The organism is Streptacidiphilus neutrinimicus (assembly GCF_000787815.1).
Classification (GTDB): domain Bacteria; phylum Actinomycetota; class Actinomycetes; order Streptomycetales; family Streptomycetaceae; genus Streptacidiphilus; species Streptacidiphilus neutrinimicus.
On the sequence record NZ_BBPO01000135.1, the window covers coordinates 1 to 10,575 of the forward strand.

12 protein-coding genes are annotated in these 10,575 nt (G+C 73.0%); 9 read left to right on the forward strand and 3 right to left on the reverse strand.

The features are described 5' to 3' along the window. The 3 genes from TR48_RS37100 to ung all read left to right on the forward strand — a co-directional run. Window positions 1-653 (forward strand): class F sortase (locus TR48_RS37100; protein ID WP_236652505.1); only part of this gene is annotated, 653 nt, incomplete at its 5' end. Between the two features lie 43 nt (window positions 654-696). Continuing rightward, window positions 697-1,473, forward strand: coding sequence for a TetR/AcrR family transcriptional regulator (locus TR48_RS37105; protein WP_042375075.1), 777 nt, complete (start codon window positions 697-699; stop codon window positions 1,471-1,473). 74 nt (window positions 1,474-1,547) lie between these two features. Beyond that, window positions 1,548-2,240 (forward strand): uracil-DNA glycosylase, encoded by a 693-nt coding sequence (ung, locus tag TR48_RS37110; protein ID WP_042375077.1) that lies wholly within the window; start codon window positions 1,548-1,550, stop codon window positions 2,238-2,240. Between the two features lie 3 nt (window positions 2,241-2,243). On the opposite strand, the gene TR48_RS37115 is transcribed toward ung, so the two are convergent. Further along, a complete protein-coding gene (locus TR48_RS37115) occupies window positions 2,244-2,879 on the reverse strand; it encodes a 3-oxoacid CoA-transferase subunit B (RefSeq protein WP_042375078.1) in 636 nt (211 codons plus the stop codon). A 3-nt stretch (window positions 2,880-2,882) separates the two neighbouring features. Continuing rightward, window positions 2,883-3,653: a CoA transferase subunit A gene (locus TR48_RS37120; protein ID WP_042375079.1), complete on the reverse strand. Its 771-nt coding sequence runs from the start codon at window positions 3,651-3,653 to the stop codon at window positions 2,883-2,885. A 189-nt stretch (window positions 3,654-3,842) separates the two neighbouring features. Here TR48_RS37120 and TR48_RS37125 point away from each other — a divergent pair, with 189 nt between their 5' ends. From TR48_RS37125 to TR48_RS37150, 6 genes are read left to right on the forward strand one after another with little or no spacing between them, the layout of a single operon-like run. Beyond that, window positions 3,843-5,078: a substrate-binding domain-containing protein gene (locus tag TR48_RS37125; protein ID WP_042375080.1), complete on the forward strand. Its 1,236-nt coding sequence runs from the start codon at window positions 3,843-3,845 to the stop codon at window positions 5,076-5,078. A 5-nt stretch (window positions 5,079-5,083) separates the two neighbouring features. After that, a complete protein-coding gene (locus TR48_RS37130; protein WP_236652506.1) occupies window positions 5,084-5,845 on the forward strand; it encodes an ABC transporter ATP-binding protein in 762 nt (253 codons plus the stop codon). Further along, a complete protein-coding gene (locus TR48_RS37135; protein ID WP_042375081.1) occupies window positions 5,842-6,594 on the forward strand; it encodes an ABC transporter ATP-binding protein in 753 nt (250 codons plus the stop codon). Before TR48_RS37130 ends, TR48_RS37135 begins: the two co-directional genes overlap by 4 nt. Continuing rightward, entirely contained in the window at window positions 6,594-7,457 is an 864-nt protein-coding gene (locus TR48_RS37140; RefSeq protein ID WP_042375083.1) for a branched-chain amino acid ABC transporter permease, read from the forward strand. Before TR48_RS37135 ends, TR48_RS37140 begins: the two co-directional genes overlap by 1 nt. Further along, window positions 7,454-8,497 (forward strand): branched-chain amino acid ABC transporter permease, encoded by a 1,044-nt coding sequence (locus TR48_RS37145; protein WP_042375085.1) that lies wholly within the window; start codon window positions 7,454-7,456, stop codon window positions 8,495-8,497. The genes TR48_RS37140 and TR48_RS37145 overlap by 4 nt, the downstream gene beginning before the upstream one ends. Then, window positions 8,494-9,402: an alpha/beta fold hydrolase gene (locus TR48_RS37150; protein ID WP_042375086.1), complete on the forward strand. Its 909-nt coding sequence runs from the start codon at window positions 8,494-8,496 to the stop codon at window positions 9,400-9,402. Before TR48_RS37145 ends, TR48_RS37150 begins: the two co-directional genes overlap by 4 nt. A gap of 143 nt (window positions 9,403-9,545) precedes the next feature. Here the strand turns inward: TR48_RS37150 and TR48_RS39570 are convergent, their stop codons facing one another. Further along, window positions 9,546-10,163 carry a DedA family protein gene (locus tag TR48_RS39570; protein WP_236652507.1) on the reverse strand — a complete coding sequence of 206 codons (618 nt, stop codon included), beginning with the start codon at window positions 10,161-10,163 and terminating at the stop codon, window positions 9,546-9,548. Window positions 10,164-10,575 lie beyond the last annotated feature (412 nt).

Below are 10,575 nucleotides of genomic sequence, written 5' to 3' on the forward strand. Positions count from 1 at the left end.
TGGGAGGGGTGTCCGTCGGGTTGCTCGCGGTGGCGCTCGGCGGGGTGGTGTACGGGGTCGGCGGCCTGCGGCACACCGTCGCGCAGGCCACGCGCGTCGCCCGGGTCGCGGACTCCGCGCGCAGCGGGTCGGGGTCGGACGCCGTGATGCCGGCCCGGCCGGCCGCGTCGTCCGCCACGGGGCCGAGCCCGCTGCCGGCGTCGACGCCGCTCGCCCTCGCCATCCCGTCCGTGCGGCTCAACGCGCCGCTGCTGGGGCTCGGGATGGACGGAAAGGGCGCCGCCGAGCTCCCGCCCTTCTCGCTCCCGCGCACGGCGGGCTGGCTGCGGGACTCCGCCTCGCCCGGGGAGGCGGGGACGGCCGTGGTCGTCGGGCACGTGGACACCACCACCGGGCCGGCCGTGTTCTGGGACCTCGCGGCCGTGCGGCCGGGCGCCGAGGTGGACGTGTCGCGGCTCGACGGCCGTACGGCCGTCTTCACCGTGGACCGGGTGCAGGAGTTCCCGAAGGCGGGATTCCCGGCCGCGCAGGTCTACGGACCCGCGCCGGGCGCGCAGTTGCGCGTGGTCACCTGCGGCGGAGGTTTCGACCGGAGCAAGCACGAGTACACCGGGAACGTGGTCCTGTTCGCCCATCTGAGCGGCGTCCGCTGAGTCGGGTGCGTACAATGTACGCAACCGCTTCGAGGAGGCCGTCTTGGCGGAAGCCCGTACGCCCGTGTGGGCCCGGACCCGCGGCACCGGCCGGGGGCCCCAGCCGTCCCTGAGCGTGGAGTCCGTGGTCGACGCCGCCGTCGCCCTCGCCGACGCCGAGGGGCTGGAGTCGGTGTCGATGCGGCGCATCGCCTCCGAGCTGGGCGTCGGCACCATGTCGCTCTACCGCTACGTCGAGACCAAGGACGACCTGCTCGACCTCATGATCGACCAGGTGATGGGCGAGGGCGAACGCCCGCCCCACGGCGGGGAGTGGCGCGCCGAGCTGCGCGGCATCGCCCTGCGCTACCGGGCGCTGGTGCTGCGGCACCCGTGGGTGCTCGGCGTCTCCGCCTCCCGCCCCCCGTTCGGGCCGAACGTGCTCGACAACACCGAGCGGATGCTGGCGGCGATGGACGGCCAGGGGATCGGCATCGACGCGATGGCCCGCCTCGGCGAGACGGTGATGGCGTACGTACGCGGCTTCGTCATGAGCGAGATCTCCGAGGCCGAGACGATCCGCCGCACCGGCGTCACCGAGGACGAGTACCGCAGCGCCGTCGGCCCCTACCTCATGGGCGTGCTGGCGGAGGGACGCCACCCGCTGCTGTCGAGCTACGTCCACGGCGCGGAGCACCACCCCGACCAGGACCAGGTCTTCGAGTCCGGGCTCGACCGCGTCCTGGACGGCATCGCCGTGGACCTGGAGCGGATGCGGGCCGTCCGCGCCGGGCGGCCCGGCGAGCAGGGCGGCAACCCGCGCGAGGCGAGGTGTCAGTGACGGGCGATAGCGTTTCCACGTCGAGTCAGCCCGAAACGACAGACAGCCAGACGGCGACGCCCGGAGGATCCCGCATGTCCAACACCGCTCCCACCGACGAGTTCGTGCTGCCCGAGTCGTGGCGCGCGGCGCTCCAGGGCGAGGTGGAGCAGCCCTACTTCCACGAGCTCGCCGAGTACGTCGCCGCCGAGCGGGCCGCCGGGCAGGTCTTCCCGCCCCGGGGCGAGGTCTTCGCCGCCCTGGAGCACACGCCGCTCGACCGGGTGAAGGTGCTGCTGCTGGGCCAGGACCCGTACCACGACGACAACCAGGCGCACGGCATGTGCTTCTCCGTCCGCCGCGGCGTCAAGGTGCCGCCTTCGCTGCGCAACATCTACAAGGAGCTCGGCACCGACCTCGGCCTCGCCGCGCCGGGGCACGGCAACCTGGAGGAGTGGGCCGATCAGGGCGTGCTGCTGCTCAACGCGGTGCTGACGGTCCGCGCCCACGAGGCCGGCTCGCACGCGGGCAGGGGCTGGGAGAAGTTCACCGACGCCGTCATCAAGGCCGTCAACGCCCGGCCGGAGCCGGTGGTCTTCGTGCTCTGGGGCGGCTACGCCAAGAAGAAGCTGCCGCTGATCGACGCCTCCCGCCACGTGGTGGTGCAGAGCGGCCACCCGTCGCCGCTCTCCGCGCGCCACTTCCTCGGCAGCAAGCCGTTCTCGCAGATCGACAAGGCGCTCGCAGACTTCGGCCAGGACCCGATCAACTGGCAGCTCAGCGACTGACGTTCACGCGCGGAACGGGGCCTCCGTCACCTCGTGGAGGCCCTCGACGCTCACGCCGGGCGTGAGCTCGACCAACTGCAGGCCGTCCCGGTCGACGTCGAAGACGGCCAGGTCGGTGATGACCCGGTCCACCACGCGGCGGCCCGTCAGCGGCAGGGTGCAGCGGCGCACCAGTTTCGGGCTGCCGTCCTTGGCGGTGTGCTCCATGACGACCACCACCCGCCGTGCGCCGTGGACCAGGTCCATCGCTCCGCCCATCCCCTTGACCATTTTGCCGGGGACCATCCAGTTGGCCAGGTCGCCCTCGGCCGACACCTGCATGGCCCCGAGGATCGTCACGTCCACCCGCCCGGAGCGGACCATCCCGAAGGAGGCGGCGGAGTCGAAGTACGACGCGCCGTCGAGCACCGTCACGGTCTCCTTGCCGGCGTTGATCAGATCCGGATGCTCGGTCCCGGCGAGGGGGTAGGGGCCGGTGCCGAGGATGCCGTTCTCCGAGTGCAGCACGACGCTGACTCCTGCCGGGAGATGGTTCGGGACGAGCGTCGGCAGCCCGATGCCGAGGTTGACGTACTGGCCGTCGCGCAGCTCGGCGGCGGCGCGTGCGGCGAGCTGGTCGCGGGTGAGGGTCGGGATCATGGTTCAGCTCTCCGGGGTGGCGGCGGGTCGGGTGGTGCGGCGTTCGATGCGCTTGTCGGACGGATCGGCTGCGGCCAGGACGACGCGGTCGACGTGGATGCCGGGCAGATGGATCGCGTCTGGGTCCAACTCGCCTGCCTCGACTATGCGTTCGGCCTCCACGACGGTGGTCCGCCCGGCCGCGGCGGCCAGCGGGTTGAAGTTCCGGGCGGCCGCGTGGAACACGAGGTTCCCGTGCCGGTCCGCGACGGCCGCCCGGACCAGCGCGAAGTCGGCGGTGATCGCCTCCTCGAGCAGGTGGTCCCGGCCGCCGAAGGTGCGCACCTCCTTGGGCGGCGAGGCGAGGGCGACCCCTCCGTCCGGTCCGTAGCGCCAGGGCAGGCCGCCCTCCTGGATCTGCGTGCCGACTCCCGCGGGCGTGTAGAACGCCGGGATCCCGCAGCCGCCCGCCCGCAGCCGCTCGGCGAGGGTCCCCTGCGGGACGAGCTCGACCTCCAGCTCGCCTGCGAGGTACTGCCGCGCGAACTCCTTGTTCTCCCCCACGTACGACGAGGTCATCCGCGCGATCCGGCCCTCGCGCAGCAGCAGGCCGAGCCCCCAGTCGTCCACCCCGCAGTTGTTCGACGCGACCCGCAGGCCGCGGACACCGGAGGCGACCAGCGCGGCGATCAGCGTCGACGGGATCCCGCACAGTCCGAACCCGCCGACGGCGAGTGAGGCCCCGTCAGGGATGTCCGCGACGGCCTCGGCCGCGGTGGCGATGACCTTGTCCATGGGATGAGCGCTCCTCGATGGAGTGGAGGGGGAGGGGGAAGCCCGTCCACCTTCGCCACCGGCCGTTCGCCGCAACCATGTCGGCCGGCCACATGCTTCGCGCGGACGATGCGGTGTCCGCTCACATGTCCCCGAGGAGGCCGCGCTCCTACGGTTCCGGCATCCACCCCGCAGACCGAGGAGCCGGCCATGACCGTCGACCGCCCGTCCCGCCCAGTCAGACGCAGCGCAGGCGTCCTCGCCGTCGCCGCGGCCACTGCCCTGCTCGCCGCCGGGTGCGCCTCCGCCGGGACGGCGGGCACCGCGCAGTCGGGCGGCGGCAGCGCGTCCGCACCGGTCAAGGTGGGGCTGCTCTACTCGAAGACGGGCCTGCTGGCCGACTACGGCAAGCAGTACGAGCAGGGCTTCCAGGCGGGCCTCGCCTATGCCACCCACGGCACCGGCGCGGTGAACGGGCACAAGATCGACGTGATCGAGGAGGACGACACGGGCGACCCGGCGACCGCCGTCGCCGACGCGAAGGACCTGATCGGCAAGGGCGTGAAGATCCTCGCCGGGACCACCGACTCCGGCGTGGCCCTGCAGCTCGCGCCGCTCGCCGCGCAGAACCAGATCCTCTACGTCGCCGGTCCGGCCGCCACCGACGCGCTGACGGGCGCCAACAAGTACACCTTCCGCTCCGGGCGCGAGAGCTACCAGGACATCGCGGCCGCGGGCTCCTTCGTCGGGGATCCGAGCGGCAAGAAGATCCTGGTGCTCGCCCAGGACAGCGCCTTCGGGCAGGCCAACGTGGCCGCGGTCAAGGCGGTGCTCGGACCCAAGGGGGCCACCGTCACGCAGGTGCTCGCGCCGCCGAGCGCGACCGACCTCACGCCCTTCGCCCAGCAGGTGAAGTCCGCGAAGGCGGACCTGGTCTACGTCGCCTGGGCGGGCACCACCGCGCCCGCGCTGTGGACGGCTTTGGACCAGCAGGGCGTGCTGGGGTCGACGAAGGTCGTCACCGGCCTGGCCGGGACCGCCTCGTACCCGATCTTCGGCAGCGCGGGCAGCAAGGTCTCCTTCCTGGCCCACTACTTCCCGGGCGCGGGCGGGAACAACCCGGTGGAGACGGCCATGCTGAACGGCGTCAAGCAGGACGGCGGCACGCCGGACCTGTTCTCGCCGGACGGCTTCACCGCCGCCCAGATGATCGTCCACGCGCTCCAGGCGTCGGACAGCGACACCGGCGCGATGGTCAAGGGTCTGCAGGGCTGGTCCTTCGACGGCCCCAAGGGGCCCGAGCAGATCCGCGCCGCCGACCACGCGCTGCTGCAGCCGATGTTCCAGGCCACGCTGACCGGCTCCGGCGCCGCCGCCCAGCCCAAGCTGCTGGCCTCGCTCACGCCCGAGCAGGTCGCCCCGCCGGTCAAGCAGATGGCGGGCTGACCGTCGTGACGACCGCGCCCCCGACGCCGCCGGTGCTCCAGCTCACCGACGTGGGCTGGAGCGTCGGCGGCGCCGTGATCCTCGACGACGTCTCGCTGGAGGTTCGCGAGGGCGAGTTCCTCGCCTTCATCGGCCCCAACGGGGCGGGCAAGACCTCGCTGTTCAACCTGGTCAGCGGCCTCAACCCGGTGAGCCGGGGCCGCATCGCGCTGGACGGCGCGGACATCACCCGCCTCGCCCCGCACGCTCGCGCCCGGCGCGGGCTGGGCCGCACCTTCCAGACGTCCAGCCTCTGGCCCGGCATGAGCGTCGCCGACCACGTGCGCCTCGCCGCGCAGGCGGCCCAGGGCGGCTCGTTCCGACTCTGGCGGCGCGCCCGGCCGTTCACGGCCGAGGTGGACGCCACACTGGAGCGCACCGGCCTGACCGACCGCGCCGACGCCCTGGCCGGCGCCCTCTCGCACGGCGAGAAGCGGAAGTTGGAGCTGGCCGTGCTGCTCGTCGGCGACCCGCGGGTGATGCTGCTGGACGAGCCGATGGCCGGCGTCAGCGCCGAAGAGGTGCCCGCCCTCACGGAGTTGATCCGTTCGCTGCACCGCGACGAGGGCCGCACCGTGATGATGGTGGAGCACCACATGGACGTCCTGTTGGGCCTCGCCGACCGTCTGGCTGTGATGCACCACGGCACGCTGCTCGCCCTCGACGCGCCCGACCATGTCATGGCCGACGAGACGGTCCAACTCGCCTATCTGGGGGAGGGGCTGTGACGTCTCCTCTTCTGGGCGTGCGGGACCTCAGAGTCGTCGTCGGCGGCCGGCACATCCTGCACGGCGTCGACCTCGACGTGGTGGCGGCCGGGGTGACCGCCCTGCTCGGCCGCAACGGCGCGGGGAAGACGACGACCGTGCGCGGCATCCTCGGCCTCGTGCCGCGCAGCGGCTCCGTGCGCTACGACGGCGACGAGACAGTGGCTCTGACGACACATCAGATCGTTCGGCGGGGCATCGGTTACGTACCCGAGGACCGGGGCGTCTTCGCCGCGCTGACCGTGGCGGAGAACCTGCGCCTGGCCGAGCGCGATCCCGATCCCGCCTACGGGCTGGTCCACGAGCTCTTCCCCGAGCTCAAGCAGCGCGCCCGGCAGGCCGCGGGCACGCTCTCGGGTGGTCAGCAGCAGATGGTCGCCATCGGTCGCGCCCTGCTCAACCGCGGCAACCGGCTGATCATCGCCGACGAGCCCACCAAAGGGCTCGCGCCGCGCGTCGTCACCGAGGTGGCCGTCGCCCTCGAACGCGCCGCGCAGGCCGTGCCAATCCTGCTCGTCGAGCAGAACCTGGCGCTGGTACGGCGGTTGGCCGACCACTGCGTCGTCCTCGCGGACGGCCGCACCGCCCACGCCGGTCCGGCGGCCGACCTGCTCGCGGACGCCGAGAAGTCCCGCACCCTGCTCGGCGTCGGCCGCCGGGCGGACGTTCCCAAGGACCTGGTGGGTCCTGAGAGTGGGGGAGACCACTGATGTCCACCGTCGTCCTGCTCGGCGTCACCGGCCTCGGCCTCGGCGCGCTCTACTTCCTGGTCGCCTCCGGGCTCTCGCTCATCTTCGGCCTGATGGACGTGCTCAACTTCGCCCACGGCGCGCTGCTGTCGGTGGGCGCGTACGCCACCTGGTGGGCGGCGAGCCACTCCTTCGGGTTCCCGCTCGCGCTGCTCTTCGGCACCGCCGTGGGCACCCTGGCGGCCGTCGCGCTCGAACTCGGCCTCATCCGGCCGCTCTACCGGCGGCCGCGCGAACAGGTGCTGGCCACCGTCGGGGTGGGTCTGGCCGTCCCCGCGCTGCTCTCCGCGATCTGGGGCGCCGACGCCCGCACCTTTCCCGTTCCGGCCGCGCTCGCCGGGACGTTCACGCTGCTGGGTGCGTCGGTGCCGGTCAACCGGCTGGTCCTGATCGGCGCCGCCCTGGTGGTGCTGCTCGCGCTGCGGCTCTTCCTCGGCCGCACCCGGCACGGGCTCGTGGTGCGCGCCGGGGTGGAGGACCGGGCCATGGTGACCGCCCTCGGCATCGACGTCCGCAGGGCGTTCACCCTCGTCTTCGCCATCGGCGGCGCGGCCGCCGCCCTCGCGGGCGGCCTGGCTGGGCTGTACTTCGGCTCCGTCGACCCCACCCAGGGCAGCGCGCTGCTGATCTTCGGCTTCGTCGTCGTGGTGATGGGCGGCCTCGGCTCGGTCGGCGGCGCGGCCGTCGCCTGCGTCGTCGTCGGGCTGGTCCAGCAGTTCGCCAACTACTACAGCACCGCGGGACTGGGCGACCTGTCCGTGGTGGTCATGCTCGCCGTGCTGCTGCTGGTGCGCCCGAGCGGCCTGACCGGGAGGCTCGCGTGAACGTCCCCGCCCTGTTGCGGCGTTGGTGGCCCGCCCTGGTGCTGGTCGTGCTGGTCCTGCTCCCGTACAGCGCACTGCCGCTGCCCGGCCTGCTGGACGGTCCGATCGGCAGCCCCGGCAGCCTCCAACTGCTCGCCCTGTGCCTCGTCTTCGGCGCCCTGGCCACCGGCTACGACCTGCTGCTCGGCCGCACCGGGCTGCTCTCCTTCGGCCACGCCCTCTACTTCGCCGCCGGGACCTACGCCACCGGCCTGCTGCTCACGCAGGCCGGGCTGAACTTCTGGCTCGCCGCGGCGCTGGGCCTGCTGGCGGGGCTCGCCCTGGCCGCCCTGCTCGGCTCGGTCAGCCTGCGGATGACCGGCATCGGCTTCGCCATGGTGACCCTCGCCTTCGCCCAGGCCGGATCGATCCTGGTCCAACGCGACCCGGGCGGCGTGACCGGCGGCGAGGAGGGGCTCGCCGCGACCGGTCTGCCCGCGTCCCTCGTCGGCATCCAGCACACGGCCAACCTGTACTGGATCGCGCTGGCCTACCTCGTCGTCACCCTGGCCGCCGTCCAGTGGGCGGTGCGCTCGCCGATCGGCCGCGTCTGGGAGGGCATCCGCGAGAACGAACGCCGGGTGGAGGTGCTGGGCCTGCGCCCGTACGGATTCAAGCTGGTGGCCTTCGTGCTGGCAGGCGCCCTGGCCGCGCTCGGCGGCGTGGTCTACCTTCTGCTCACGGGCGGCGCCACGCCGCAGACGACGACCTCCGACTTCACCCTGTCCCTGCTGGTCATGGTGGTGCTCGGCGGTTCGGGGACCCGCTGGGGTCCGCTTGTCGGCGGCGTGCTGTACACCTGGGCGGAGCATCGCCTCGCGAGCCTGGCCGGCTCCGGGACGATCGCGGGCCTGCCGTCCGTGCTGCGGGTGCCGTTGTCGCAGCCGCTGTTCCTGCTGGGGGTGCTGTTCGTGATCATCGTCTACGCGTTGCCGGGCGGCGTCGCGGGCCTGCCGGCCCGACTGCGCATCCGCGCCGTTTCGAGGGGAGCACAGGCATGAGTGCAGTTCCGTCCGTCCGGTCGGCTCAGGGCAGCGTCGAGGAGCTGTCCGTCCCGGTGGAGGGAGGCGAGCTGGCCGTCCTCCGCTGGCCCGCGTCCAGTCCCGAGGCTCCCGTCGTGCTCGCCCTGCACGGCATCACCGCCAACGGCCTCGCCTGGGCGGCCGTCGCCCAGGCACTGGACGGCCGGGCCACCCTCCTGGCCCCCGATCTGCGCGGCAGGGCCGCGAGCGCGGGCATCCGCGGCCCGTGGGGCATCGGGCACCACGCCGACGACGCCGCGGCCGTGGTCGACGCCCTCGCGGGCGGCGGCCCCGTCGCCCTGACCGGCCACTCGATGGGCGCCTACGTCTCCGCGGTCGCGGCGGTCCGCCACCCGGAGCTGTTCTCGTCCGTGCTGCTCGTCGACGGCGGCGTCGGCTTCCCACCCCCTCCGGGCCTCACCGGCGACGAGCTGCTCACGGCCGTCCTCGGCCCCGCGATGGCGCGGCTCTCCATGACCTTCGCCTCCCGGCAGGCCTACCGCGAGTTCTGGCAGGCGCATCCCGCCGTGGGCGGCCTGTGGTCCGACGCGGTCGACGCCTACCTCCAGCGCGACCTGGTGGGGGAGGAGCCGGCGCTGCGCTCCTCCTGCGTCCTTGACGCCGTCCGCGCGGACGGCGTGGGCGTCTTCGACGCCGAGTTCCTGGGGGCGGTCCACAAGCTCCCGGCCCCGTCCCATCTCCTCCTCGCGGAACGCGGCCTCCTGAACGAACCTCAGCCTCTCCTCGACGCCTCCCGCATCGCCGCCGCGGGCGTCGACACCCTCCGCCTCCCCTTCGAGGTGGTCCCGGACACCAACCACTACTCGATCCTTACGGCTCCCGGCCCCGCGGGAAGGATCGCGGACCTGCTCCTGGGCAAGTGAGGGGAGCCAGGGGCGCGGGGCTCGCACGACGAGCCGCCGATGAGCAGAGGTCTTCAGTGAGCAGGGCCCTGCGCACGCCGGTGATTGCTCGCGCAGTTCTCCGCGCCCCTGAGGTGGTGCAACTGAACCGTCGCCACAAGGCACTACGCCGCTTCGGCGAGGGTTTCTGCGGCGACGGCCGCGGCGCGGTTGCGGGCGCGCTGCCGTGCGACCTTGCGGGCGACGAACGCGCTGATCGTGGTGGTCGCCGCGAAGGAGACCGCGAGGCTCAACCAGAACGTGTTGAACGCGTTCTCGTTCAGCCAGCCGACGCCGATGACGTAGAGCGACCAGACCGTCGCCGAGATCGCCGACCAGCGGAGGAAGTAGCGCGGCGGCGACACCGCCGTGCCGACCGCGAGGTCGAGCACGCTGCGGCCGCCGGGCACGAAGCGGGCGATCACCACGGTGCGGCCGGGCTTGCGCTCCAGCGCGGACAGGACCGTCGCCGCCGCCTCCAGGGTCCCGGCGCGGCGTCCGATCCAGCGGCGCGCCCGTGCGCCTCCCTTGCGGCCCAGCCGCAGCAGTACCAGGTCCGCGGCGAAGGAGGCCGCCGCCACACCGGCGACGAGAAGCGGCAGGGGGGCGTGTGCCTCACGCGACTCCAGCACGGCCGCGACCACGATGGAAGCGCTGGGGACGAAGGGCAGGAACGCGTCGGAGAAGACCGCCAGCAGGGCCAGCAGGTAGAACCACGACGTCTCCAGGGAGCCGAGCACCATGTTCACGCCCTCTGCACCGTGCCTGTCCTGTCCGTCGTCCGCGTAGTTACCGGTCCACCGCTCTTCGGGCTCAGCCCTTCTGGTCGACGACAAACGCTAGCCGGTGAATCATGCCACCGAACACGCGGGCCACGTGTCCTGGCTCACTCCCTTCTTACCTGCGAAAACGCTGGGAATACGCTCCGCCGCCGGACCGGGACCCTCCGCTATCGCATCGTGACGCCGCGTTCACCCTACGGCTGACTCCCGGTCAGTCGGACGACCCTCCTCCTTCCTAGGGTCGTCACCATGTCCGCCACACTTCCGGCGCCCTCGGCGCCGGCCGCGCCGATAACTCCGGCCGGGCCCGGCGCGCCCGGCGAGACCGGCTCCGGCGCAGCGACCGGCTCCGCCGCCGCGCCCGGCGAGACCG